Source organism: Comamonas sp. JNW, from assembly GCF_003105075.1.
GTDB classification, from domain to species: domain Bacteria; phylum Pseudomonadota; class Gammaproteobacteria; order Burkholderiales; family Burkholderiaceae_C; genus Comamonas; species Comamonas squillarum.
This window is the reverse complement of sequence record NZ_QETI01000004.1, coordinates 18,314-42,746: the sequence shown is the minus strand read 5'-3', so window position 1 is coordinate 42,746 and position 24,433 is coordinate 18,314. Positions and strand designations below refer to the sequence as shown.

Sequence of the window (24,433 nt, the reverse complement as noted above, 5' to 3'; positions counted from 1 at the left end):
ACAGATGCTGTGAAACCACCCGCCCATCGATCTATCGCCTTCCTCATCCTGCAAGCCCTGCTATTTTCGTTATTGAAAAATTTTTACCGGGCTCTGTCAAAGATGTTAATGTTCCTATTAAAAATGATGCTATAGGAAAGAATTCTGATGCAGATATTATGTTGAAGAATGGAGATGTTATTGAAGTCAAGTCGGGAGGCGGAAAGGGTGCTACGAGCCAAGTATCAAATCAATCCCAAATAATTGGCGATTCTGGTGAGGTGATTGTCTATGGGCCAGATTTGAAGCCTTCTGTTGTGAAGGGGATCCAACGTTCTGGTACTAAAGTTTTTAGTAATTTAGATGATCTTGTTTCATATATCAAATCGAAAGGCTTGTGATATGTTTAGTTTTTTGATTATTTCAAATGATATAAGTTTCTCTAATTGTATTTTTCAGACTTTCTGCACAATGGGTACGCCTAGGTTAGAAATTGACGGTCGAATATTCCTCGAGGCTGATCAAGGAATGAAGCATGGTTGGATAGCGTGTCAACGTATAGAAAATATCAATGATGACTATGAGGAGGATGAGCTGATAGAGATTAATGAGTTAGTTCCTAATGCCTCTTTTTATTTGGTGGAGGGCCGAAATGAAAAAATGAATTTTTCTAATGAGTTAATAATGAAAATGAATCCACTGCATAAATTGCTGATAGATAACGACCATGGGTTGATTGCTGATATATCAGTGATAAAAAATAAAATAAAAAGTAATCAGGATTGGCTTTACTCTACTGAATGAGTGTTTAATCTTTAATATATTTAAAGGTGTATATTTTTAATTTTAGATTACCCTTGTATTATTTTTTAATATAACGGGGATGCAATCTAATGGGCGAGCTGAAAATTTAACATAAAATTGCGATGCATATTAATATGCAAATGCAGCGTTAATTTGAATTTTACGCAATGTGTTTAGGTCGCAAGAAGTTTTTTCATTAAATTTCACGGCGTGCCGTTAATGCTTGGATCTAAGCTAATAAATATAATACTAATCATCCTATTTATAAGAGTTAATAAATTTTCAAATGAAGTTGGTTGAGTATTGTTGAAATCAAATAGATACATGCAACTGCCAGTAAGGATTAAAAATTGTGGCTAGACCAATTTTGAAAATAACAATCCCTAGAAATATATCTGAATCATTTTCATATGTCATTGATTGTTTGGGTGGCGTTGGTTTTTCAATGGTGAGTCCAGTTAGTCAAAAAATTGCTACCTGGAATGACCATGGCGACCAATTGCTATTTGAATATAGTGATTTTCATGAGATTTTGCGAAAGGACGAGCAGGGGAATTTGCAGTTTTGGAAAAATGCTAATGAAGATATTTTTGTACATTGGAAGAAAATGGGAGATAGATCCAAGTATTTGATTTATCTCGATGGGTTGAGTGGGGAAACCCAAGAGCTTCTCATTTCTACATTCTCGAATTTAATTTTAAGTAGATTGCGTTATGACTATAGAGGTGGAATTGCCTTTGCTATTATTTTTGAATAGTGAGGAGTTTTGGCCTTTCTAATGTATTGTGTATTTTGAATAATTGATTTATCTTTAAAAGAATAAATATGCATCAATATATTAAGATGGCGTGAGTAATGGATTGGCTCATATAAAAGGCTTGGCTATCTTGAGGGAGAATGCCGTGGCCCTTTAGAATGCAAAAGAGGGCTCGCATTCGGGTTGTCTCTTGACTTTGTCGGGTAATATGGAGGCTATTGCTTTCGACTCATATTTTAAAATGTTAATATTGCTGACTTTAAGCAATATTTATATTCATGTGCAAAGCAAAGAATAATGCGACAACATATTTTTCCTGGCGAAGGGTATTTGATTTCTGATTTATTCACTGTTTTAGTTTCTGACAGTGCTGAGTTGATCGAATGGTATCGGCAATGCAATTCTATGTTCTATCCAGATAAGGCCACTTCTGATGGAGATAAGGATAATCCTAAGAATTGGATGTTTTATCGGTATCAATCATGGTTGGCCTTAAATTCCCGTTGGGATGAGCTGGGTGAACGCTGCGAAAGAGTACTGGCAATAAAAGATGAAATAAAAAGATCGATCGTATCTCATTGATCATTACTTTTATCTGGCATTGGCCAAAGGCGATAAAGCAGGGATGGAAAAGGTGTTGGAAGAAAAAAGCCTTCCCAAAAATAGAAAAGTTAGATATGAGCAGGAATCAGCAATAACTCGAGATTTCATTGATTCCTATGCAACTTTTTTTGCAAAGCTGGCTTGGTATAACAGCTATGAGCTGAAGGTCGAAAATCCTTGGATTCCCAAAGATTGGCTACCGATAAAACCCAATGATCAATACGACGATGTTTGGGAGTTTATGAAGAAATTTGATATTTGGCAGCCGTTTGCAGAGCCTTGGACAAAGTTCTCACCAAGGCTGCGTTAAAGCTGTTTGCGCGGAGGCCTTGAGCCAGGCGAGCGACTGTTGACTCCTACCCGAATGCAAGCAATTTGTGCTCGCTTTGCACAGAGACTTTTGACAGGTCTTGTGTTCTCCCTGCCCTAAAAAAATCCGTGAGACCACTCACCTTTCGATCCATCGCCCTTTTTATCCTGCAAGCCCTGATATTCGTGCTGGTGCAAGCGGGATATGGGGTCGCGGGCTCGGTCACGATCACGGGCGTCATCAAACCCCTGGCGGTTGAGAACTCCCAGGCCATCAAGTACGGCGGTGGCGAAGGCACGGATACCAGCGGTGCTGAGGCAGGTGCAAGCAACATCAACCTCAAGGGTGCCACCGTGGTCGCCCTCGGCGATGTGTCCCTGGTTGCGGGCAACAACATCAATGTGCTGGACCAGCACACCGAGAGCCTCGAATTTGAGGCCGATTACAAAAAGACCAGCGGCTTCTTGAGCAAGAAGACCAGCACCTCGCAATCGATCACCGACACCGTCGCCACGGTTGGCTCGCAAGTCAGCGGCAAGAACGTGCTGCTGCAAGCCGGCCAGGTGGGCGAAGACGGCAAGCTGGTTTCGGGCTCGGGCGACATCAAGATCCAGGGCTCCGACATCAGTGCCAGCGACAAGGTCACCCTGAACGCCGGCCGCGACATCCTCATCGTCCCCGGCCAGGGAACCCTGCAAGAGTCGCATGAAGAGACGCACAAGCGATCAGGCTTGTCAGCCAGTTTCATGTCTGGCGTGTCGGTAGGTACCAGCAGCTCCAAGGGCACGGGTAGCTCCAGCCAGACCATCAATGTGGGCTCGCGCATCCAGGGTGGCGACATCCAGATGCAAGCTGGGCGCGATACCACCATCCAGGCCAGCCAGGTGATTGCCGACCGGGACATCGATGTCAAGGCCGGGCGCAACATCAACATCACCGCTGCGCGCGATATCCAGAACAGTGAGTACGCATCGAGCAGCCGTAACAGCGGCATTGGCCTGTTGCCAGGCCTGTCTGCCAATTTCACGCTGCTCAGCCACACGACGACCGATCAAAACGGCAAGGACCGGCTGGGCGTAGGCACCACCAGCGTACTGAGCGCCAATGAAGGCAACCTGACCCTGCGCGCTGGCACCGACGAGCAGTACAAGGGCACGGGCCAAGGCAATGTGACCACGCAAGGCGCCGACCTGCTGGCCAAGGAGCGCGTCAGCATCAGCGGCAATGCGGTAGACCTGCAGGCGGTAGAGACCACGCACGAGAGCGAAGACCATCTGCGCAGCAAGAGCCTGGTGGTGGGCACACGCCCTGCGGGCATGCTGGGCGCGGTCATCAACACGGCCGATGCAGCACTGCAAAGCGCGCGCAGCGGCTCCGAGCGCCTGGCAGGGGCCAACGCCCTTAAGGCTGGTTATGACGCCTACAAGTACGCGCAGAACGGTGCTGCCAACGAGGCTGCTGCGGTACGCCAAGTCACTGGCAGCGGCGGTGACGGCAAAGCGATCGATCCCAATGCCGCGAGCTTTGGCGTGAGCGTCTCGCTCAGCTATAGCGAAAGCCGCCAGGACAGCAGCCAAAACAGCACCACGCAGCGTGGCACCAACGTTCAGGCGTCCAACATCGACATCACTGCGAACGAAGGCGACATCACCACCCATGGTGCCAAGCTGCAGGCAGAGAACATTGCGCTTGACGCTGCCAAGAACATCCACCTGCTGGCCGTTCAAAACACCCAAGCGGTGCAAAGCAGCAGCAGCAGCTCGGGTGGCGGCCTGGGTGTAACGGTGGCGCTGGGCGAGCAAAGCGGGGTGAGCTTCCAGGCCAACTACGGCCAATCGCGCAACCGTGGCAATGGCACGGAGACCGTGCACGACAACACGCAAATCATTGCCGGCAACCGCCTGAGCATCAAATCGGGTGGCGATACGGAACTGCGCGGCGCGCAAGTGGCGGGCAAGCAAGTGTCAGTCGATGTGGGAGGCAACCTCACCATCGAAACCTTGCAAGACAAGACCACCTACGAGATGCAGCAAAGCAGCTCAGGCTTTAACGTCAGCCTGTGCATACCGCCTATCTGTTATGGCAACCCGGTTACCGGCAGCGTCAACGTCAGCCGCACCGAGCTGAACCACAACTACCAAAGCGCGGTGGGGCAAAGCGGTATCTCCGCCGGTGAAGGTGGCTACGACATCAAGGTGGGCGGCAACACCCACCTGATTGGCGGCGCCATCACCAGCACTGCAGAGCCGGACAAAAACCAGCTGCAAACGCAAAGCCTGACCTTTAGCGACCTGACCAATACGCAGGACACCCATGTCAGCGCTAGCAGCATCGGCCTGAGCTATGGCGGCGGCAGTGCCCTGGCCACCGCTGCAGCCAACGCCACCAGCAACCTGCTGGGCGGCACCGCTGCCCTGGCTGGCCTGCCAGAAGCGGGCAGCGACCGCAGCCAAACCCAAAGTGTCATCAGCCCCGGCAAGGTCACCATCACCGGCCAAGACGCCGATGGCAGCAGTGCCCAGGCAGTGGCCACCTTGACGCAGCGCGACCCGGAGACGGCAGACCAGGGCCTGACCAACCGCCTGACCTTGGTGCAAGCCCAGCAGATTGAGGCGAACCAGAGGGAGGCGCAGGAGAACCTGCTGATCGCCAACCAGGTGGGCTCGGTGCTCACCGGCGCGGTTGGGGATATCTCTGCCGGCAAGTGGGAAGACGGAGCGCCCGAGAAAGTGGCATTGCACGCCATGGTGGGCGCGGCAGTCGTCGCGCTAGGCGGTGGTAATGCGGGCGTTGGCTTGCTGACGGGCGCAGCGAATGAGTTGGCCGTGGGCGTGATGCGCGATAACCTCACGAGCCAAGGCTATGTGCAGGGCACGCCTGAGTTCAACGAGATGATGAAGTTGGGCTCTGCGGTGCTGGGCACCGTCATCAGCCGCACGGCTGGTGGTGATGCACAGACCACGGCGGCATCGGGTCAGTTGGCTCGGGATGCGACGGAGCATAACTTTTTGAGCCACAAGCAAGAAAAGGAATTCAAGCAAGATTTGGCGAGCTGCCAGGGCGACCGCTCATGCATTGAAGGCAAAACAGAAAAATGGAGCGCTATTGACGAGCAGCAAACCGCTGATGTCGATAACTGCGCCACGGGTAGAGCCTGTTCAAACCTGGCTGAGCAAGCGAGAACGGGTAATGGTTATTCTTCTGCAGAGATTAATGCCATGTGCGGCGGAGTGCCCTCATGCGAGTCTTTTGCCCGTAGCCTTGCTCGTACCAATAGCAACGACACGTTCAATGCCAATGGAAGAGCTACTTCCGTACCTGTTGAGACGAGTGCTCAGCGCCTCTTAGACGAAGGCTATGACCCTCTCTTGGTTCAGACGCTCGGCATGATATCGCCTGCCGACTTGGCTGGGAAAGGGCCAAGTAATCGTGGGGCATCTAAGGGCAATGGCGGTAAGGGAACTGGCAATGGCAAAGAGACTGCGCCGCCCGTCTCCAACAACGGAAGCGCAAACTCAGTTGCAGACGAAACAGCAGCATTGGGACGAATTCGTGATAATCCGAATGGGCCGGTGCTGAATGATAAGGCGCCAAATGCAAATTTGAATAAGCCGTCAGTACCGGATAAACCTGTATATGGAAATAAGTATCCCGAACATAGTATTGATCCCGCGAAAGTCGTTCCTATCGAAAGACTAAGCGGAATAAGTGGGAATTTCAATTATGTAGTTAATGAACGAGGCGTTCTTATCGTAGGCAGAAGTGGTCATACTAGTTTGACCGGGGGGGGACGGTGCAAGCTGCTGGAGAAATCCAATTATATAACGGTCGCATTAAATGGATTGATAACGCGTCTGGACATTACCAGCCGCCTTCAAGTATAGGGCCGGTTGCTGAATCTGCTTTTAAGAATGCTGGATTGGATTCTAATGGAAAATTTGTACCTAAGGTTTGGGTTCCAAATCCTAAATTGCCAAGGGGAGGATCATGGGTAAAAGAGAACTAATTATTAATTTTCGACGCGAATTAATGCAGGCTGAACATGTGCTTAATACGAAGTACTCATTTGACCTCGCGGAACCATACTATCGAAAATGCCTATCGTTCGTTGCGGACAGTCCAGAATATCAGAATGATTTTGAGAATGAGCTGTTAAATTTATATTTAGGAGGTTTGGTCAGTGATGAGCCCGTAGCCTACTTGATGCATATATTGAGATGGAAAAATGTAAAACTAGCCATAGAGGGAATTATGTTTGGTGATAGCTCGGCTATAGCGTCAGGACAGTTTCACCAAAATATTCTATCGGCATATGACGATGAATGGGAACATAAAATTTTTTATAAATTTAGGGATTGAAACTAGTGTTGTTGATCAAATTAATAAGCTGTCAATATTCATAATTTGGTTGGAGTTGGGATTGCTGCGATCGGATTTAGGAAGGGTAGTGGAGGAAGTAAGCCGGTGGTTAATGGACTAGTGGCTTCGGGTGGACCCTCTAACTCAGGAGCTAGACCGACTGGGCCAAATGTAAACGGCACTGCAATAGCGCTTAATGGCAGCGTCATCGCAATGATTACTCCTGGATCGTTGCCTTCAGCACAAGAGGCTATAGTGACTTCAACTATTAATAATATTCAAACAGGGAATAAACCATCGGGCCCGCAAGGTGTGCGTTGGGGAGTCCCGTTTCAAAATCGGGAGGGAGAATTACCGGCTGGACAATACACTGAGTATTGATTGCCACCATCGTCAGTTAAAAGTGGTGCCGGCACAAATCGAATTGTTGTGGATTCTCGAACTGGTGCCACATATCTGACTTGGACCTACTACGGTGATACTGGCAAGCCTGCTTTCGCAAGGATACGGTGAATCATGAATTCTTTTAATTACGACAAAATAATTAACGAAATTGATGTTTTTTATGCGGAAATTTCAAGATTAAAGTCTGATGGGCTTTTCGTAATTGAATTTCCTATGCAATTTAGTAGTAAAAATGAGATATTTGAATTTGTAAAAGCAGAGTTTCCATTAGACCCTTTAATCAAAGGTGGAAAAAGTTGGGATGCACTTGCAGATTCTATTGGCAGAGGGCTTGAAAAATTTCGCGCCAATGGAGTAGTGGTGGTGATGAAATACGATACGAACAATAGGTGTCAAACGAACAGCTCAATGATTGAATTCATTGATATTTTGTTTCAGATAAGAAATGAACAAATTCCAGATGATATGAAAATTTATCTTCACTTGCCCAACGGCTTTGTTGAATAAATGAATTTACTTTCGCTGAAAAACAGTGTAAATATAGATAATGGATCTAAACATCAAATTCCCGAGTGATTTGTTTGCTACGGAAACTATTCAATTGAATGATATTCCTTGCGTATGCAAAGTGATGTTCAGTGGAGATTTTTATGTTGTATTTAATGAGCTGTTGTTTGAAGCATCGGGTTTTATGAGTGATTTTAATAAAAAAGAGATCGATTTAAGATTTCCAGTGTATGCAGGAGGGCCGTTCGCACAACACTGCAATGCAATGATCACCTTAGGGTCAGCAGATGATATTAAATATAAGGTTATAAATTTAAAGTTTTTTCATGGCCTATCCGGTTGGATTAGCCTGATCGAGAATTGTGATTTCGTTCCCATAGATGAAAATAAATACAATGGATACTAATATTTATATCCTGGGGAAATCACTTCTGTATGCATAGGGAATTGCTGAGTTCTAAGTACATGACTTTTAAAAATACAGAAAAAAACTTGGTTTTTATTTTGAATGAGATAGAAAACCAACGAGAAATTTCTAAATCATTTCCTGAGGATATGCTGGGATTCGATGAAACTATAGCAAGAATTCATGAATATATAGAAGAAGCAGGAGAGTATGCTTTAGCGTATGAGCTAATGGTAATTCTACTTGAAACTTATGATTTTACTATTTCTGGATTGGGAGCTGTAAAGCTCTTGGAATTGGGCTTAATAATGAAGTTCAAGACTACTAGAGAGATCGATAGTCGATTCAATTTCGAAAATTGCTGAGGACAAGCTTATTGTTAAAAGACCCAGGTGCTGCGATTAAGCTACGCATAGCTATTATGGATATAGATGAATTTGAAATTAACGTCATGCTTCTTGCCTTGAGAGGGAGTGATGATTGGGTCGTAAAAATGCGAAGTCAAATTTCGCATCTGAAATTCTCAAAAAGAGAACACTTCAATTGCGGATTTGTCACGTCCTTCAACCATTCTTCTAAGGCTGAATCTGTTGTTATCCCTCGTGATGAGACTGGGCTGCCAGTGAGTGGCTATCCACCTGCAATAAATGCAAGGCGCCGATACCCCGTTGACGGGTTGGTCAGCTTTCTAGTCTGGGTCGGACAAGATGGGGTGATTGACAGACTTGAAGCTGTTTCATTAACGGATGACAAGTGGCCAGAAGATATATTTGATGGGTTTTATGATTTCCAAGATGACTTTGGATGTATCGTTCAGGTCACTGCCGACAACAAATAATTGCAATAAATCAAGATTTATTCGAATAGATCTGTTTTCAGCTAGTTACGCCTAATTCTTAGTAGCTAACGCTTGAGCATCTTTGGGCTAAGCATCACTTCTTTGAAACTGCTTATGGTCTCTCTGTAGACAATTATTTTTAATAGCGGCTTATTGCGTCTGATTGATAGATATTTTTAATTGAAAATTAAAATCCGTGAGTATGGATAAATTAAACAAGTTTAGAACATGATCAAAGTAAACAAGATTTTTATTGGCGCCATCGCCAGCGCCGCCCTGTTAGCGGGCTGCAAAACCACCCCCAAGGCACCCCCGGGTCCCCTGAAGGTCACCTACTCCAAAGCGCCGTATGCAGCACCCAGGCTCAAAGAAACGCCGACGGAAGTGCGGATCGTGCGGCGAGAGGAAACAAGCGCTGCGGTTGCTGCACAGGTAGGGGTGCATCTGCTGATGGCTGCGTTGGGTGGTGGCGTGGCGGTCAATACCTTCAACAAGGAAGACCTCAAAGGCGTCCCTATAGAGGATGTGATTGACCGCCAATATTTGAACAACCCGGTGCCGACGAGCTTTGTCCAGTCGTTGCAAGAAGCGGTTGATGCATCTATTGCAGAGAACCCATGGGCGCAGCAGAAAAGCTTTAGCTATCCACTGGTAGTGGGAGGCGGCTCCGCGCAGCTGATCTATGACAACTTGATGGGTACTGATGACGCGAACTACCAGCTGGTGTTGGATCTCGATGTCTCTAAAGCGCGTGAAGCAGGCAAGCGCAAAAACCTTCCCGTTGTCCGGTGCAGCGGCCGCTCCGAGCCCGCGCATCCTTTGGCCTATTGGGCAGAAGACTCCTACCGCAACGTGTAGCAAGAGTTGAACCGCATGTTGGCCGACTGCCAAGCCAAGGTGCTGGCGGATCTGCCCAACCTGTTAGAGCAGTAAACCCCTGAGAACCCTGAAGAAGATCCCTTGCCCCGCCAGCGCGCTGGCTGGGTTTTTTAGTGCGTTAGTGTTTAAAAAGGATAGTTGGATGAAAAAGCTTTCATTGGCCTGGTTGGCCCCTGTACCGGTGGCGGTGTCCCTGTTGATGGCGAGCGGCGCGCAAGCAGCCGAGCGCAGTTTTACCCCGCAGGCGGGCACCTGGGTGGTGACCAGCGAAGTCAATGGCAAGCCGGGCCGTGGCCTGGCCATTGATGTGCAGGAGGACACGTTCTTCATGCAGGTCTACAACTACCAGGCCAATGGCGAGGCAACCTTCCACACGGCACTTGGCGTAATGCAGGGCAATACAGTGACGGCGCCGCTGACCTACTACGCAGGCGGCCGCTACTTTGGCAGCGAGGCGCGCACGGCCGATGAAGCTGGCCAGGCCGGCAATGTGACGATCACCTTCGAGAACGGCCTGAAGGGCACGGTGCAGTTCCCCGGCGAGGCGCCGGTGGTCATTGAGCGCTTTGTGGCGGGCGACTCTGCCGACGCTTCAAGCCTCAGAATGCAGCCTTGATGCAGGGCGGGCAAAACGCGGTGTGGGCCACCATCGATGGCACAAACCTGCACGAGGTGTGGCAAAGCAATCTGGTGCAAGCGGGCGCCGGCTACCGGCTGACCTTGCGCCCGTTCAGCCAGGTCATCGCGCCACCGTTTACCGTTATCCGTGAGCTCAACTACGACTGCCACCGTGCCAGCCAAGGCGCCGCTGGTTTTGACTGCACGCAAGACGCTTCGCACGCGGATTTGGACTACCTGCCCACGCTGAGCTTTCGCTATGCCGCCGCCGATGTAACGGGCACGGCTGTGGCCAGCGAGGCATCGGGCAAGGCGCTGAAGCTGGTGGGCCACCTGCTGGCCAATGGCACGGTGCCCAGCGCCAATCCGGCCGAATGCCAGCCAGCGCTGCAAACCTTTGTGCCGGGCAACAGCTGCAATGCCTCGCGCATCCCCGTGAACGGCACCTGGGTGGTGGCCGATGAGCTCAATGGCAAGCCTGGCCGGGGTATCAGCATGGATGTGCAAAACGGCGTGGCCGTGCTGCAGATTTTTGACTACCTGAGCACCGGTGCATCTACCTTCCACATGGGCTCGGGCGCCTATGGCCAATCTGCGATGGATATCGGCCTGTTCCAGTACGCAGGCGGCCGCTACTTTGGCGGCCCCGCCCGCACCGGCCACGAAGTGCAAGATGCCGGCGCGGCCTACATCGATCTGCAGCAGGCCGATTCGCTGGTCGAAGGCACCATCCAGTTCCCCCGCGAGGCACCCAAGAAGATCATCCGCATGGACCTGACCGGCCACGGCAGTCCTGCGGAATCGCTGCTGGGCTACTGGCAGTTGTCGATGAGCAAGGGCAACCTGCGCGTCAACACCCGTGCCACCCTGGACCGCATCACCGATGGCGTCGCCACCAACAGCACGGGCAGTGTGCGTTGCCAGTTCGTATCCGTTGCCGAGCGGCGCGCTACCTGCGGCTTCTACACCGTTGGTGCAGCACCGCAAGAGATGGCCAGCACCACCTTTTTCTACAACGGCCACTCGCCTGCGACGGGTAGCGTGATGAAGATCAAGGACAGCAAGGGCAATGTGCTGGGGCTGTGATGTTGGGGGGTTGGCGTGGTGCTTTGACTAAGACACCTGCCAACCGCATTCGCTGCGTCGCCGGCTGCCAACCGGCAGAGAAGGGGCGCAGCGGATGTCGATACGTTCAATGATCGCTATGCGAAATCTCGCACCAGCCAACCACCAAAGCGCGCCTGCTTATCACGCTGGGCGACTTATCGACTGCTGAGGAAATATGTTCGTAGGTATTGATTTAGGCACCACCCATAGCCTGGTGGCGGTGTGGCAAGACGGAAAAGCCAGGCTGGTGCCCAATGCCCTGGGACAGGTGTTGACGCCTTCGGTGGTGAGTGTGGACAAGGACGGCAGCCTGCTGGTGGGGGAACCCGCACGCGAGCGCTTGCAAAGCCATCCGCAGCAAAGCGCTGCGGTGTTCAAGCGCGACATGGGAACGGCACGTGTGTTTCGCCTGGGAGCGCATGCGATGCGCGCCGAAGAGCTGTCGGCCTTGGTGCTGCGCTCGCTCAAGGCCGATGCAGAGGCGGAGCTGGGAGCGGTCATTACCGATGTGGTGATAACAGTGCCGGCCTATTTCTCGGATGTGCAGCGCCATGCCACCCGGTCGGCGGGGTTGTTGGCGGGCTTTACCGATATCACCTTGCTGAACGAGCCGACAGCGGCTGCTCTGGCCTATGGCTTGCACCAGAGCGAAGGGCGGTTTTTGGTGTTTGACCTGGGCGGCGGCACCTTTGATGTATCGGTGCTGGAGCTGTTTGACGGGGTGATGGAGGTGCGTGCCACCGCAGGCGACAACCGCCTGGGGGGAGAGGATGTGGATGCGCTGATGGTGCGGCGCTTTGTGCAGCACCTGGGCCTGACGGAAGAGCAGGCGCAACAACCCATGACCGCTGCGCGGCTGCAGCGCGCGGCCGAGGCGACCAAGCGCAGCCTGGCCGTGCAGGAAGAGGCGTTGATGCGCATTGAGCTTGACGGCAAGCCGCTGGCAATGACGTGGACCGCGCAGGATCTGGAAACCGTGCTGGAGCCCCTGATGGAGCGCATGCGCCAGCCGGTAGAGCGCGCACTGCGCGACTCAAGAATCCGCCCGCAGGAGCTGGATGCTGTGGTGATGGCAGGCGGCAGCACGCGCCTGGTAGCCGTGCGGCAATTGGTGACCCGCCTTTTTGGGCGCTTTCCGCAAACCGCTCTGGACCCGGACCAGGCGGTGGCGCTGGGCGCTGCGGTGCAAGCGGCACTGCGGGGGCGCGATGCAGCATTGGCCGAGCGTGTGATGACCGATGTGTGCCCTTATACGCTGGGTGTGAAGGTTACTAAATACCTAGCCGATGGAAGAACCCAGGACGGCTTTATGGCACCTGTGCTGGAGCGAAACACCATCATCCCCGCGAGCCGGGTCGAGCGGTTTTTTCCTAACTCCGCAGAGCAGCGGCAATTGAATATTGACATCTTCCAAGGCGAGGCACGCCGCGTGCAGGACAACATTGGCTTGGGCTCCTTGATATTGCCCTTGCCAGCCCGCAGCGATGGTGATGGTTTGTCGACCGATGTGCGCTTTACGCTAGATGCCAATGGCTTGCTGGAGGTGGAGGCCGTGTTGTTGCGACATGGCCAACCCCAAGGGGTGGCCAGGCAGTTGGTGATTGAGGCTTCGGCAGAGCGCCTGTCGCCCAAAGAGCTGGCAAAGAGCCTGGAGCGTATGAAGGCGCTCAAACTTCATCCGCGTGACCGGCTGGAGGTGCGCGCACTGATCGCGAGGGCCGAGCGCCACCATGCGCAGCTGTTGGGACGCTGGCGTACAGCGCTGGCAGACGCAATTATGGAGTTTGAGGTAGCGCTGGAGACGCAGGACGATCGCCAGTTTGCCCAGCCGCGACAGCAGCTGCAAGCGATGCTGGCGCGCATTGAATCAGAACAGTACTTGCCTGATACGGACTGACAATGAATCTGCAGGAAGTATTTGCGCAGCTGGGGTTGCCGGTAGATGCTGATGAGCGGGCGGTGCGCCGCGCTTATGCGCGGTTGCTCAAGGATATTGACCAAATCGCGAAGCCGCAGGAATTTATCGCATTGCGCAGTGCCTACGAGCAGGCCATGGCATGTGCGCGTGGCGAGCCTGAGCTTGATGTGTGGTTCAAGCATGTTGAGGCTCAGCCGTCGCCACCAGAGCTACTGCAGACGATGGATCAACCGGAAATCGCGCAATCCGACGAAGGGCCAGAAGCGAGACCGGACTTTAGCGCTGACACTGACCCCGCCTCAAACGCAGAATACGAGCCCGAACAGGAACCGGAACCCGTTCCGGAACCTGAGGCTAAGGCTGAGCGGCTGGTCACGAATCCCATGGCCGTTGCCGAGCAGCTGCTGGATGCTTGGAATTGGCAGTTTGCAGCAGCGGACATGGAGGCTGCAAAGGAAGAGCTGCAACGTTTGCTGGCAAGCCCGGAGCTGGAAAGCATTGAAAACCGGGAAGCGTTTGTGATGACGCTGGCGCAGCGCATTGCGGGTAAGACGCTTGGCGTGCGTCGCAGTGCCCTGTTGGTTGCTGCGGATAGCCTGTTTGCATGGCAGCGAAACGGCGTCAATAACGAAGTGCTGGAATACATCTTGGATGCATTCCAAACCCTTAAGACGAAGCAGCGCCAGGTTGCGATTGCCTTGTTGGGTGAGCCTGACCCCAAGGTGGCGCAAGCTCTTCGGCTGACGCCTGAGAACCTTGAACTGTTTGAGGAGCAGTGGCGCCATTTGTTGAACTGGTGGCTGCCTGAAGGTCAGCTGCAGAACTGGATGTCGCAATGGGCGCAATTGCCAATGCACACACGCGCTGCTGATGGCATCCACCAGTTAGCGAAGCAGTGGAAGCCCAGAGCGAAGGCATATTTGACGCACTTCGGCTTGATCGCTGTGATCTTGGTGGCAGCGCTTCTCTTCTTCAATTGGTTTGCGGGTCGTACCCACGGATCACAACAAGCAAAGTCTGACATGGAGTGTGCACAAACCTTGGCAGGTGGCCGCGCAAACTCTTGGCAAGCAGTGCCAGCAAATGATCTCTGGAAATACTCTTCCTGTATCACGAACCCTCGCGTTGCCACCAAGGTAGATAAACGAGGCTTGGAGCAGGCCAAGCGCATTGCGCGTGTGCTGACCGGAGTTGGTCATCACTTGGGCGGCGGATCATTCAGCTCAAGGCTGTCCCATCTGTATTTGAATATGCCCGATGGTCGTGCCTTTGGCTTTGTGCGCCCAGAGTCGCCCGTGCGCTACTGCGCCGAGCTGCGCAGTTTTGCACTGCGTAACCAGTGGCTGCAGGTTGGTGATGTGCCATCGGCGAAGGCATTTGTGCAAGAACTGGCTTGGTGCACGACTCAGAAATCTCCACGCGATAGAGATGCCACACAAGGTCTGATGGCGAAGGATAAATTGGCTATCAATGACCTTGAGCGTGATTACTCGACCGTCTTCTGGAACCTGCTGAGCCATGTAGATGCCTGGCCGGATGCAAAGAAGCCTCTGTTGTCATTGCAGCAATTAGTGAACGAAGCCAAGCTTCCGGATTACGACTGGCGGCTGCCTCCTGAGTCGGGTGCAGATGCTTTGGAGTGCGCCCATGATTCGTCCCTTATTCCCTGCCAAAGACCCGATTCATCCTTGTCGACTTTGCAGGAGCGTGCAGAGGAAAGAAGACGCCAAGGGAACGCTCAGTTGAAGGAGTTGGACACACACCAGCTCAAGCTGCCATGAAAAGCAACGGAGATGCCGATACGAGTGATCTGAACTGCAGGGTATGTGGTTACTTGCTCAATGATCCCCCATGGGGTGAGGACGGCTGCAGCCCTACCTGGAGCCTATGCCCATGTTGTGGAACTGAGTTTGGCTATGAAGATGCCACCCCTGCCAGCATAAAACGCAAGCGGATCGATTGGATCTCTGGTGGTGCCAAATGGTTTGAACCGCGCTTGATGCCCGTTGGCTGGAGCTTCGAAATTCAAAGTTTGGGAATCTCTGAAAAATTCAGGTGAAATTCAGGCTAACTTAGTGGATGCAAAAATGCTTTTAGAGTGCGAGGGTAAGCCTTCGATTCATCGCCCCACCCCCACGCAGGGGCGAAGAGTTTTGTCCAGTCTTAGAAGTTATGGCCCATCGTCTTACGCTTCACCCACTGACGAAAATAAGAACTACGTACAAGTGGCAGGCGGAGGAACAACATGCCTAATGGAGTTCTATCGCGCTGAATCGGTCAAGCGATGGCGTGCCTATGGTGATATTCGAAGCAAAGTTTTTCCAGACGGAACACTGCTGGTGTTTAGTGCTGGCCAAATGCCGATGATGGCGGATGAGTGGATCAGCATAGACAAAGTGAATGAAGCGTTTTGTTGTTTTTTGAATGGCGTGGACTATGCGAGCGATATAAAGTGGCGGATAGCCCCTTTATTTTAGGCTGCCAACTATCACTTATTCGTTTTGCTACACACTCTGAAAAAGCGTCTGCTTGAATTTGCTTTTTGGAAAATGGATGGAGAGTATTAAAGATGAGCGAAGATGAAGAGATCTGTAACTTGGCAGATTTATTTTCTGAGAAATTGCCAGATTTTCGTATTGAAACTGTGAAGGACTATGTGAGTCACGGAGAAAACATGCTAGCGCTAGAGCTGTTGTGTGATTTCTTCGTGGATCACGATGTCAATTTAAGTGAATCTGAATACCAACAGGTCGTACGGGTTGGGAATTTGCTAAAAATGGACTTTTCGGGCACTAGGTTTGACTACCTTCGGTTGCGTGACAGTTAATGAAGTTGGGCTAATTGCATGGTCTGGTAACACAAGTTCACAGCAAGAGCTACTTTCTACGGTTTACTGCTAGCTTGAGTGAAAGTACTCACCGAGATGGCCTGCAGCAGCAGAGCGGACCGAACAATGGAGTGAATATGTGGGGTGAAGAGAGAGCTACATACGAAAACCTGAAAGAATGGGCGCTTGAGTGCTATTTCGAAGGGTGTCGAGACCACGCGGTGAAAAAGGCGTGGTCGCACGAACAAGTCATGGGCTATGTAGCCTATCAATTTGACGATGGATTTGACCTGCCCATTGAGGATTTGATGTGGCAAGTGGTGCTTCTGGTGTTGTCTGGTGGGTGGCTTCCACAATGGGATGTCGAAATGAGAGGAGCGATCGCGGATTGCATCGCTAAGCATGGCTTAGACAAACTCTTGGTCGAAGTCCCAAACGACGAAGCGGAAACTTTTCTGCACGACCTTGGCATCCTGCAATTGATCTGACCTTGGCCGTCTTGATCAATAAGAGTGCAAGAACTAGCGCAGCGTCACAGCGCAAGGCTGATGCAATGCTCCAGAGCAACTACCAAGCGTCAATCCCTACACACCTTCAACACCGCCTCCCCATAAGCCTCCAGCTTCTTCACCCCAATCCCGCTCACCCCCTGCAGCTCGTCCAGGCTCTGCGGGTTGCGCTGGGCGATGGCGGCCAGGGTGGCATCAGCGAAGACCACGTAGGCGGGGACGTTGTGCTCCTTGGCCACCTCGGTGCGCCAGGCCTTGAGGTTGATGAAGCGGACCTGCTCGTCGGGGCCCAGGTTTTGCGCGGCGACGGCGGGTTTGGTGCTGCGCTGGCGTTTGCTGGGGCTACGCTCGGCGGTGCTTTCGCGCAGCTCCACGGTTTGCTCGCCGCGCAGCACGGCGCGTGAGCCGTCGCACAGGGTCAGGGTCTCGAAGCTGTAGCCGGCTTCGGTCTGCACCTTGTGGGTGGCGAGGGCGCCAATGGCCAGCAGCTGGCGCAGCACGCCGCGCAGCTGGGGCTCGGTGTAGTCCTGGCACAGGCCAAAGGTGCTCAGCTGCTGGTGGCCGAACTGGCGCACCTTGTCGGTTTCCTTGCCGCGCACGATGTCGAGGATATGGCTGGCGCCAAAGGTGATCTGGCTGGCCGAATGGGCACGGTAGATGGTGGACAGCAGCTTGCGCGCGGCATCGGTGCCGTCCCAGGTCTTGGGTGGGCTCAGGCAGTTGTCGCAATTGCCGCACTGGTAGCGCGGTGCCTTCTCGGCGGATGCGGCGGAGGCCTCGGGGTGGGCCGAGTCGTAGTCGCCGCCCTGGCCGTAGACCTCGTCAAAATAGGCCAGCAGGCGCACGCGCCGGCAGTCGGTGGCCTCGGCCAGGCCCAGCAGCGCGTCGAGCTTGCCGCGCATCACCTGCTTGAAGGCGTCGCCCGCCGGGCTCTCGTCGATCATGCTGCGCTGGCTGACCACATCGCGGTAGCCATAGGCCATCCAGGCGTCGGCGGGCAGGCCGTCGCGCCCGCCCCGGCCGGTTTCCTGGTAGTAGCTCTCGATGTTCTTGGGCATGTCCACATGGGCGACAAAGCGCACATCGGGCTTGTTGATGCCCATGCCGAACGCGATGGTGGCAACCATCACGATGCCTTCTTCGCGCAGAAAGCGGCTTTGGTTCTTTTGGCGCAGCTCGGCGCCCAGGCCGGCATGGTAGGGCAGGGCGTTGATGCCGGCATCGCACAGCGATTGCGCGACCTCTTCGACCTTCTTGCGCGAGAGGCAATACACGACGCCGGCGTCGCCATCGTGCTCGCGCTCGATAAAGCGCAGCAGCTGGGCGGTGGCGTCCTTTTTCTCGACGATGGTGTAGCGGATGTTGGCGCGGTCAAAGCTGCTGATGAAGACGCGCGCCGATTCGAGCTGCATGCGCTCGACGATGTCGGCGCGGGTCAGCGCATCGGCCGTGGCGGTGAGCGCAATGCGCGGCACGCCGGCATAGCGCTGGTGCAGCACGGTCAGCTCGCGGTACTCGGGCCGAAAGTCATGTCCCCACTGGCTGACGCAATGGGCCTCGTCAATGGCAAACAGGGCCAGCTTGCCCATGGCATGCAGCTCATCGAGCAGGCCCAGAAAGCGCGGCGTGTTGAGCCGCTCGGGCGCCACATACAGCAAGGTGATGCCGCCCGACATCAGCTGCAGCTCCACATCGCGGGTCTGGTCGTAATCCAGCGTGGAGTTGAGGAAGGCCGCGTCCACACCGATCTCGTGCATGGCGCTGACCTGGTCGTGCATCAGTGCGATGAGCGGCGAGATGACGATGGTGGTGCCATGGCCCTGCTGCTGGCGCACGATGGCCGGGATCTGGTAGCACAGGCTTTTGCCACCGCCGGTGGGCATCAGCACCAGCGCATCGTCGCCGCCAATCACATGGTCAACAATGGCTTGCTGCGAGCCGCGAAAATGCGCATAGCCAAAGGCATCTTGCAAGACGGTGTGGGCGAGGGAAGTCACAAATTGCTAGAGAAGGCAGCTGTGCCAGCCCCCTGGGAGGGCCGCGCAAGCGGGGTATCGTCAACGGGCCAGAAGAAGTCGCCCAGACACGGAGCCCGGGCGCAGGCGCAAAGCGCTATTGTGCGCGTTTTGGGGCGCGGCAACGGTAGGGCGGGGTTTGTGGGGCGGTAACGGGCGGTTTTGTGGCGCGGATGCCTTGCAATTGCGCTGTGGATGTGATGCAGATGTGCTGTAGAGGCCCTGCAGCAACCGGGCGCCATACAACCAGCGCCGGTATGGCAAATAACGCCTGGGCGCCACGCCTGGCGGGCGGCCGCCCTACAATGGCCGCCATGTCACTGCCCCGCTATACCCGAGCCCAAGAACTGCCCGCCACCCTGGCCAAGCGCCTCGTCATTCTCGATGGCGCAATGGGCACCATGATCCAACGTTTCAAGCTGGGCGAGGCCCAGTACCGGGGTGAAGGCTATAGCGGCCCTGGCAGCGTCGGTGAGCGCTTCAAGGACTTTGCCTACGACGTCAAGGGCAACAACGAGTTGCTGTCGCTCACCCGCCCCGATGTGATCAGCGACATCCACGAGAAATACCTGGCCGCTGGCGCCGATCTGATCGAGACCAATACCTTTGGTGCGACGACGATTGCCCAGGAGGACTACCACATGGCCGATCTGGCCTATGAGATGAACCTCAAGAGCGCCCAGCTGGCACGTGCGGCCTGCGACAAGTACAGCACCCCGGACCATAAGCGCTATGTGGCTGGCGCCTTGGGCCCCACGCCCAAGACGGCCTCGATCAGCCCCGATGTGAACGACCCGGGCGCGCGCAATGTGACCTTTGAGGCGCTGCGCCAGGCCTACCTGGAGCAGACCTTGGCGCTGATCGAGGGCGGCGCCGATGTGATCCTGGTCGAGACGATTTTTGACACGCTCAACGCCAAGGCAGCGCTGTTTGCGGTGGACGAGGCCTTTGAGCAGACCGGCGAGGTGCTGCCGATCATGATCAGCGGCACCGTCACCGATGCCTCGGGCCGCATTCTGTCGGGCCAGACGGTGACGGCCTTCTGGCACAGCGTGCGCCATGCCAACCCGCTGTCGATCGGGCTGAACTGCGCGCTGGGCGCCACCCTGATGCGCCCCTATGTGCAGGAGCTGGCCAAGGCCGCACCCGACACCTTCATCAGCTGCTACCCCAATGCCGGCCTGCCCAACCCGATGAGCGATACCGGCTTTGACGAGACGCCCGAGATCACCAGCCGCCTGGTGCACGAGTTTGCCGCCGAAGGCCTGGTCAACATCGTGGGCGGCTGCTGCGGCACCACGCCCGACCACATTGGCGCCATCGCCCAGGCGGTGCAAAGCGCCACGGCGCGCAAGCTGTTCTACCCCGCAACTGCCTGAACGGCGGCGCGGCCTCAACGCAGCGGCGTTTACAGCTCCATGCCCGCATCGCTCATGCGGCGGGCATAGACGCTCAGCAGCACACGCTCGGAATGGGTCAGGTAGTCATGCATCAGCTTGGCCGCCTGCTCCATCTCCCCGGCCTCAAAGCGCTCCAGGATGTGGGCATTGAGGTCGATATAGGGCGCATGCATGAACTCGGCATCGCCCAGCATGCCAAAGGCCAGGCGCAGCTCCACCAGCAGGTGCGAGAACAAGGTATTGAGCCGCTCGCTATCGGCCAGCGCCACCACCCCTTTGTGAAAGCGCATATTGCCGGTGCCCACCTCCACCCAGCGGCCGGCCTCGCGCAGCTGCTTCTGGGCGGCGACGGCCTCGCGCATTTCCTTGCGCGCCGGGTGCTGCGGGATGGCCTGCTGCAGCGCCTGGCACTCGATCATGCGGCGCACGCGGTAAATGTCCATGATCGAGGCCATCGATGGGATGGCAACAAACACGCCCCGGTTGGGCAGATGGCGCAGCAGCCCTTCCTTGGTCAGCAGGCGGAACACCTCGCGCAAGGTGTTGCGCGAGATCTCCAGGCTTTCGCTCAGCGCCACTTCCGAGAGGCGTGATCCGGGCTGGAATTCGCCACGCACGATGCGGTCGCGAATCTGCTCGGCCACGCGGTCATTGAGCGAGAGAGTAGGCAGTGCAACATTCATGGCGATCGCAGGTAGTCAGAGATTGATACACATGATAGCGGCGGCCTGTGGTCCGGCCCAGCGCATTGGCCCCAGCCCCTGAATCGGTCACTGTGGCGATTTTCTTCGCCACAAAGACGAGAATTTCGCCTACATCGCTATTTGAAAGCAGATGTGTACGGGTTTTCCCGATAAGAAAGCTTGTTTTGTTTGGCTAAAATTTTGTATTGTTCAACAAATTCAAATTTACCATTGGTCAAATTGATGATTTGTTGAACAAAAACTATGCGGTGCCCAGTCCTTGGGAACCGTGCCTATAACAAACCTTGTATTGTCATGGACAGCTCAATCGTCAACCTCTGGCCGCTCCTCGGGGTGGCCGTCATCATCGTGGGATTCGTCCTGCGTTTCAATCCCTTTGTGGTGGTGGTCGTGACGGCGCTCGTCACCGCTGCGCTGGCAGGTTTCCCCCTGCAAAAAGTGCTGGCCGAGCTGGGCACGGGTTTTGTCAAAACCCGCAACCTGCCGCTTATCCTGGTGTTGCCGCTGGCCGTGATCGGCCTGCTGGAGCGCCATGGCCTGCGCCAACACGCGCAAAACTGGATCGGCCACATCAAGTCGGCCACCACCGGCCGCCTGCTGATCGTCTACCTGGGCGCGCGCCAGCTGACCGCTGCCATTGGCCTGACCAGCCTGGGTGGCCACCCCCAGATGGTGCGCCCGCTGCTGGCCCCCATGGCTGAAGGTGCGACCGAAACCCGCTACGGCAAGCTGCCCGAAGCGCTGCGCTACCGCCTGCGCGCTTTCAGCGCCGCCACCGACAACGTCGGCCTGTTCTTTGGTGAAGACATTTTTGTGGCCTTCGGCGCGATTGTGCTGATGACCACCTTCCTGCATGAAGCGGGCATCGACGTCGAGCCGATCCATGTGGCCGTCTGGGGCATCCCCACGGCGATCTGCGCGTTCCTGATCCATGCCTACCGCCTGCGTCGTCTGGACCAGTACATCGCCAAGGAAATGGCCAACGCGCCTGCCGCAGCATCGACCACCCGTGAAGGAGGTGCAGCATGATTTTCAGCATCACCCAAGTCTATTGGCTCGCCGGCCTGGTCATGGCGGCCGTGGCCGTCTTCAACCTGCTCGATGCCAGCAACCCCAAGCGCTGGACCACCGGCCTGTTCTGGGGCCTGTACGCGGTCATGTTCCTGCTGGGCGACAAGATGCCGCCTGAAGTGGTCGGTGCCGGCGTGATCGTGCTGGCTCTCATCGTGCTGGTCAAGGGCGTGGGCGGCGGCAAGCCGCAAGTGCGCAGCGATGCCGAGAACAAGGAAAGCGCGCTGCGCCTGAAGAACAAGCTGTTTGTGCCGGCGCTGGCCATCCCTGTGGTGACCGTGATCGGCAGCGTGCTGCTCAAGGACTTCAAGATCGGCGGCAACTTCCTGATCGACCCCAAGAACGCCACCTTGGTGAGCCTGGCGCTGGGCTGCATCATCGGTGCAGCGATGGCCTGCAAGATGACGAAGGAATCGCCGGTGCAATCGCTGCGCGAATCGCGCCGCCTGGTCGATGCGATGGGTTGGGCCATGGTGCTGCCGCAGATGCTGGGCATGCTGGGCCTGGTGTTCTCGGACGCCGGCGTTGGCAAGGCCGTGGCCCATGTGACCACCACCTACATCAACATGGACCTGCGCTTTGTGGCCGTGGTGGTGTACGTTGTCGGCATGGCGCTGTTCACCGTCATCATGGGCAATGGCTTTGCCGCCTTCCCGGTGATGACGGGCGGCGTGGGCGTGCCGGTGCTGATCAATGTGTACCACGGTGACCCGGCCATCATGGCCGCGGTGGGCATGCTCTCGGGCTACTGCGGCACCTTGCTGACCCCGATGGCGGCGAACTTCAACATTGTGCCGGCGGCCCTGCTGGAGCTGCCGGACCGCAATGCGGTGATCAAGGCGCAGGTGCCCACGGCACTGGGCATCCTGGTCTGCAACGTGTTTTTGTTGTATTTTTTGATGAACCACTGATCGCCGCAACCACAGGACTTCTGCATGACTGACGCAACCGTACTGGTGCTGGGCTTTGAGCCCTTTGACAAAGCCCCCCTCAACCCCGCGTGGGAAGTGACCCGCAGGCTCGATGGCAAGGCAATCGGCGGTGCGCGCATCGTCGGCGTGCAGCTGCCCTGTGTGTTTGGCAAAGCGCTGGAGGCGCTGGACGCCGCCTTGCAGCAGCACCAGCCCAGCCTGGTGATTGCGCTGGGCCTGGCTGGAGGCCGCACGGCCTTGTCGATCGAGCGCGTGGCCATCAATGTCGATGATGCCCGCATCGCCGATAACGCCGGCCAGCAGCCCATCGATGTGGCGGTGGCCGCCGATGGCCCTGCGGCCTATTTTGCGCGGTTGCCCATCAAGCAGGCGGTCGCTGCGATGCGCGCAGCCGGTGTGCCCGCCGAGGTGAGCAACACCGCCGGCACCTTTGTCTGCAACCATGTCTTTTACGGCCTGATGCACCGCCTGAACACCGTGCCCGCCTGGGCGCAGACGCGCGGCGGCTTTGTGCATGTGCCCTACCTGCCCGAGATGGCCGCAGCGCTGCCCGGCGCCCCGAGCATGGCGGTGGAGACGCAGTGCAAGGGTATTGAAGCGCTGATTGCGGCCGTGCTGCGGCATGATCCCGAGCAGCAGGATCTGCAGCTGAGCGCAGGCCAACTCCACTGAAATTCATAAGAAAGGTAGCACCATGTCCCTCACCATGGATTTGAACAGCGACCTGGGCGAGAGCCTGGGTGCATGGACCATGGGCGACGATGCGTCCATGCTGTCCATCGTCAGCAGCGCCAACGTGGCCTGCGGTTTTCATGCAGGCGATCCGGCTGGCATTCTCGATACCTTGAAAAAAGCCAAGGCCAACAACGTCGTGGTCGGTGCCCATGTGGCCTACCGCGACCTGGTCGGTTTTGGCCGCCGCAACATGGATGTGGCCCATGCCGACCTGGTGAGCGATGTGATCTACCAGATTGGCGCGCTGCAAGGCCTGGCCGCTGCGGCAGGCACCACGGTGCGCTATGTCAAACCCCATGGCGCGCTGTACAACACCATCGCCCAGGACCGCCGCCAGGCCGCTGCCGTGATCGAGGCCATGCAGGCCGTGGGCGGCCAGCTGGCGCTGGTGGTGCTGGCCGGCTCGCCGCTGATGCAATGGGCAAGCGACGCGGGCCTGACGGTGATCGCCGAGGCCTTTGCCGACCGGGGTTACACCCCGCAAGGCACCTTGGTATCGCGCCGCGAGCCCGGTGCCGTGCTGCACGACCCTGAGATGGTCGCCCAGCGCATGCTGCAGCTGGTGCAGCAAGGCACGGTGCAGGCCAACGATGGCTCGGTGGTCGAGGTGCAGGCCGATTCCATCTGCGTGCACGGCGACAGCCCCGGCGCAGTGGCGATGGCCCAGGCGGTGCGTGAGCACCTGCAGGCCGCCGGCGTGCAGATCCGCTCCTTCATGGACAAGGCGGGCGCATGAGCGACGAACGCACG

General features: G+C 55.4%; 26 protein-coding genes. 24 read left to right on the top strand and 2 right to left on the bottom strand.

From position 1 onward, the window contains the following. The first annotated feature begins 158 nt into the window (after positions 1-158). The 19 genes from DCO45_RS22610 (at position 159) to DCO45_RS07705 (ending at position 16,805) form a co-directional block, all read left to right on the top strand. A complete protein-coding gene (locus DCO45_RS22610; RefSeq protein WP_133248100.1) occupies positions 159-380 on the top strand; it encodes a hypothetical protein in 222 nt (73 codons plus the stop codon). A gap of 1 nt (position 381) precedes the next feature. Then, a complete protein-coding gene (locus tag DCO45_RS22605) occupies positions 382-783 on the top strand; it encodes a hypothetical protein (protein ID WP_133248099.1) in 402 nt (133 codons plus the stop codon). Positions 784-1,135: 352 nt separating this feature from the next. Further along, a complete protein-coding gene (locus DCO45_RS22600) occupies positions 1,136-1,540 on the top strand; it encodes a hypothetical protein (protein ID WP_133248098.1) in 405 nt (134 codons plus the stop codon). A gap of 297 nt (positions 1,541-1,837) precedes the next feature. Continuing rightward, a complete protein-coding gene (locus tag DCO45_RS22595) occupies positions 1,838-2,122 on the top strand; it encodes a hypothetical protein (protein ID WP_133248097.1) in 285 nt (94 codons plus the stop codon). Further along, the gene (locus DCO45_RS07755) at positions 2,118-2,453 is read left to right on the top strand and encodes an Imm49 family immunity protein (protein WP_116925313.1); all 336 of its coding nucleotides are present in this window, start codon (positions 2,118-2,120) and stop codon (positions 2,451-2,453) included. The genes DCO45_RS22595 and DCO45_RS07755 overlap by 5 nt, the downstream gene beginning before the upstream one ends. Positions 2,454-2,518: 65 nt before the next feature. Next, positions 2,519-6,337 carry a hemagglutinin repeat-containing protein gene (locus DCO45_RS07750; protein WP_116925312.1) on the top strand — a complete coding sequence of 1,273 codons (3,819 nt, stop codon included), beginning with the start codon at positions 2,519-2,521 and terminating at the stop codon, positions 6,335-6,337. Positions 6,338-6,440: 103 nt separating this feature from the next. Beyond that, on the top strand, positions 6,441-6,812 hold the full coding sequence (locus DCO45_RS22590; RefSeq protein ID WP_133248096.1) for a hypothetical protein: 372 nt from the start codon (positions 6,441-6,443) through the stop codon (positions 6,810-6,812). A 516-nt stretch (positions 6,813-7,328) separates the two neighbouring features. Next, positions 7,329-7,724 (top strand): hypothetical protein, encoded by a 396-nt coding sequence (locus tag DCO45_RS22585; RefSeq protein ID WP_133248095.1) that lies wholly within the window; start codon positions 7,329-7,331, stop codon positions 7,722-7,724. Positions 7,725-7,818: 94 nt separating this feature from the next. Next, positions 7,819-8,130, top strand: coding sequence for a hypothetical protein (locus tag DCO45_RS22580; protein WP_165841149.1), 312 nt, complete (start codon positions 7,819-7,821; stop codon positions 8,128-8,130). 59 nt (positions 8,131-8,189) lie between these two features. Beyond that, positions 8,190-8,495 carry a hypothetical protein gene (locus DCO45_RS22575; protein ID WP_133248093.1) on the top strand — a complete coding sequence of 102 codons (306 nt, stop codon included), beginning with the start codon at positions 8,190-8,192 and terminating at the stop codon, positions 8,493-8,495. 56 nt (positions 8,496-8,551) lie between these two features. Further along, the gene (locus DCO45_RS22570) at positions 8,552-8,968 is read left to right on the top strand and encodes a hypothetical protein (RefSeq protein ID WP_133248092.1); all 417 of its coding nucleotides are present in this window, start codon (positions 8,552-8,554) and stop codon (positions 8,966-8,968) included. A gap of 228 nt (positions 8,969-9,196) precedes the next feature. Continuing rightward, positions 9,197-9,826 (top strand): hypothetical protein, encoded by a 630-nt coding sequence (locus tag DCO45_RS07745; protein WP_116925311.1) that lies wholly within the window; start codon positions 9,197-9,199, stop codon positions 9,824-9,826. A gap of 163 nt (positions 9,827-9,989) precedes the next feature. Further along, a complete protein-coding gene (locus tag DCO45_RS07740) occupies positions 9,990-10,463 on the top strand; it encodes a hypothetical protein (RefSeq protein ID WP_133248091.1) in 474 nt (157 codons plus the stop codon). Next, positions 10,463-11,551, top strand: a complete 1,089-nt coding sequence (locus DCO45_RS07735; protein ID WP_116925309.1) for a hypothetical protein — start codon at positions 10,463-10,465, stop codon at positions 11,549-11,551. The genes DCO45_RS07740 and DCO45_RS07735 overlap by 1 nt, the downstream gene beginning before the upstream one ends. 196 nt (positions 11,552-11,747) lie before the next feature. Continuing rightward, positions 11,748-13,469: a molecular chaperone HscC gene (locus DCO45_RS07730; RefSeq protein WP_116925308.1), complete on the top strand. Its 1,722-nt coding sequence runs from the start codon at positions 11,748-11,750 to the stop codon at positions 13,467-13,469. 2 nt (positions 13,470-13,471) lie between these two features. Beyond that, positions 13,472-15,271, top strand: coding sequence for a molecular chaperone DnaJ (locus tag DCO45_RS07725; protein WP_116925307.1), 1,800 nt, complete (start codon positions 13,472-13,474; stop codon positions 15,269-15,271). Between the two features lie 225 nt (positions 15,272-15,496). Continuing rightward, complete coding sequence (locus DCO45_RS07715; RefSeq protein WP_243419288.1) at positions 15,497-15,967, top strand: hypothetical protein; 471 nt, start codon at positions 15,497-15,499, stop codon at positions 15,965-15,967. 92 nt (positions 15,968-16,059) lie between these two features. Then, complete coding sequence (locus tag DCO45_RS07710) at positions 16,060-16,317, top strand: MafI family immunity protein (protein ID WP_116925304.1); 258 nt, start codon at positions 16,060-16,062, stop codon at positions 16,315-16,317. Positions 16,318-16,454: 137 nt separating this feature from the next. Beyond that, entirely contained in the window at positions 16,455-16,805 is a 351-nt protein-coding gene (locus DCO45_RS07705) for a hypothetical protein (protein ID WP_243419287.1), read from the top strand. Positions 16,806-16,894: 89 nt separating this feature from the next. Here the strand turns inward: DCO45_RS07705 and recQ are convergent, their stop codons facing one another. Beyond that, positions 16,895-18,823, bottom strand: a complete 1,929-nt coding sequence (gene recQ, locus DCO45_RS07700; RefSeq protein WP_116925303.1) for a DNA helicase RecQ — start codon at positions 18,821-18,823, stop codon at positions 16,895-16,897. Between the two features lie 332 nt (positions 18,824-19,155). Here recQ and DCO45_RS07695 point away from each other — a divergent pair, with 332 nt between their 5' ends. Then, entirely contained in the window at positions 19,156-20,220 is a 1,065-nt protein-coding gene (locus DCO45_RS07695) for a homocysteine S-methyltransferase family protein (RefSeq protein WP_116925511.1), read from the top strand. Positions 20,221-20,249: 29 nt separating this feature from the next. On the opposite strand, the gene DCO45_RS07690 is transcribed toward DCO45_RS07695, so the two are convergent. Further along, entirely contained in the window at positions 20,250-20,924 is a 675-nt protein-coding gene (locus DCO45_RS07690) for a GntR family transcriptional regulator (protein WP_116925302.1), read from the bottom strand. Positions 20,925-21,239: 315 nt separating this feature from the next. Here DCO45_RS07690 and DCO45_RS07685 point away from each other — a divergent pair, with 315 nt between their 5' ends. The 4 genes from DCO45_RS07685 to DCO45_RS07670 are packed head-to-tail and all read left to right on the top strand — an operon-like array spanning position 21,240 to position 24,419. Continuing rightward, complete coding sequence (locus DCO45_RS07685; RefSeq protein WP_021027884.1) at positions 21,240-21,974, top strand: DUF969 domain-containing protein; 735 nt, start codon at positions 21,240-21,242, stop codon at positions 21,972-21,974. Beyond that, positions 21,971-22,927: a DUF979 domain-containing protein gene (locus DCO45_RS07680; protein WP_116925301.1), complete on the top strand. Its 957-nt coding sequence runs from the start codon at positions 21,971-21,973 to the stop codon at positions 22,925-22,927. The genes DCO45_RS07685 and DCO45_RS07680 overlap by 4 nt, the downstream gene beginning before the upstream one ends. Positions 22,928-22,951: 24 nt before the next feature. Continuing rightward, positions 22,952-23,620, top strand: a complete 669-nt coding sequence (gene pcp, locus DCO45_RS07675) for a pyroglutamyl-peptidase I (RefSeq protein ID WP_116925300.1) — start codon at positions 22,952-22,954, stop codon at positions 23,618-23,620. Positions 23,621-23,642: 22 nt separating this feature from the next. Further along, positions 23,643-24,419 carry a 5-oxoprolinase subunit PxpA gene (locus DCO45_RS07670; protein ID WP_116925299.1) on the top strand — a complete coding sequence of 259 codons (777 nt, stop codon included), beginning with the start codon at positions 23,643-23,645 and terminating at the stop codon, positions 24,417-24,419. Positions 24,420-24,433: the final 14 nt, after the last annotated feature.

Excerpts from the sequence above, each read along its gene's own strand:
- DCO45_RS22610 (WP_133248100.1), top strand. The coding sequence starts at position 159 with ATGTTGAAGAATGGAGATGTTATTGAAGTCAAGTCGGGAGGCGGAAAG.
- DCO45_RS22605 (WP_133248099.1), top strand. The coding sequence starts at position 382 with ATGTTTAGTTTTTTGATTATTTCAAATGATATAAGTTTCTCTAATTGT.
- DCO45_RS22595 (WP_133248097.1), top strand. The coding sequence starts at position 1,838 with ATGCGACAACATATTTTTCCTGGCGAAGGGTATTTGATTTCTGATTTA.
- DCO45_RS22590 (WP_133248096.1), top strand. The coding sequence starts at position 6,441 with ATGGGTAAAAGAGAACTAATTATTAATTTTCGACGCGAATTAATGCAG.
- DCO45_RS22585 (WP_133248095.1), top strand. The coding sequence starts at position 7,329 with ATGAATTCTTTTAATTACGACAAAATAATTAACGAAATTGATGTTTTT.
- DCO45_RS22575 (WP_133248093.1), top strand. The coding sequence starts at position 8,190 with ATGACTTTTAAAAATACAGAAAAAAACTTGGTTTTTATTTTGAATGAG.
- DCO45_RS22570 (WP_133248092.1), top strand. The coding sequence starts at position 8,552 with ATGGATATAGATGAATTTGAAATTAACGTCATGCTTCTTGCCTTGAGA.
- DCO45_RS07745 (WP_116925311.1), top strand. The coding sequence starts at position 9,197 with ATGATCAAAGTAAACAAGATTTTTATTGGCGCCATCGCCAGCGCCGCC.
- DCO45_RS07740 (WP_133248091.1), top strand. The coding sequence starts at position 9,990 with ATGAAAAAGCTTTCATTGGCCTGGTTGGCCCCTGTACCGGTGGCGGTG.
- DCO45_RS07735 (WP_116925309.1), top strand. The coding sequence starts at position 10,463 with ATGCAGGGCGGGCAAAACGCGGTGTGGGCCACCATCGATGGCACAAAC.
- DCO45_RS07730 (WP_116925308.1), top strand. The coding sequence starts at position 11,748 with ATGTTCGTAGGTATTGATTTAGGCACCACCCATAGCCTGGTGGCGGTG.
- DCO45_RS07725 (WP_116925307.1), top strand. The coding sequence starts at position 13,472 with ATGAATCTGCAGGAAGTATTTGCGCAGCTGGGGTTGCCGGTAGATGCT.
- DCO45_RS07710 (WP_116925304.1), top strand. The coding sequence starts at position 16,060 with ATGAGCGAAGATGAAGAGATCTGTAACTTGGCAGATTTATTTTCTGAG.
- DCO45_RS07705 (WP_243419287.1), top strand. The coding sequence starts at position 16,455 with ATGTGGGGTGAAGAGAGAGCTACATACGAAAACCTGAAAGAATGGGCG.
- DCO45_RS07695 (WP_116925511.1), top strand. The coding sequence starts at position 19,156 with ATGTCACTGCCCCGCTATACCCGAGCCCAAGAACTGCCCGCCACCCTG.
- DCO45_RS07690 (WP_116925302.1), bottom strand. The coding sequence starts at position 20,924 with ATGAATGTTGCACTGCCTACTCTCTCGCTCAATGACCGCGTGGCCGAG.
- DCO45_RS07685 (WP_021027884.1), top strand. The coding sequence starts at position 21,240 with ATGGACAGCTCAATCGTCAACCTCTGGCCGCTCCTCGGGGTGGCCGTC.
- DCO45_RS07680 (WP_116925301.1), top strand. The coding sequence starts at position 21,971 with ATGATTTTCAGCATCACCCAAGTCTATTGGCTCGCCGGCCTGGTCATG.
- pcp (WP_116925300.1), top strand. The coding sequence starts at position 22,952 with ATGACTGACGCAACCGTACTGGTGCTGGGCTTTGAGCCCTTTGACAAA.
- DCO45_RS07670 (WP_116925299.1), top strand. The coding sequence starts at position 23,643 with ATGTCCCTCACCATGGATTTGAACAGCGACCTGGGCGAGAGCCTGGGT.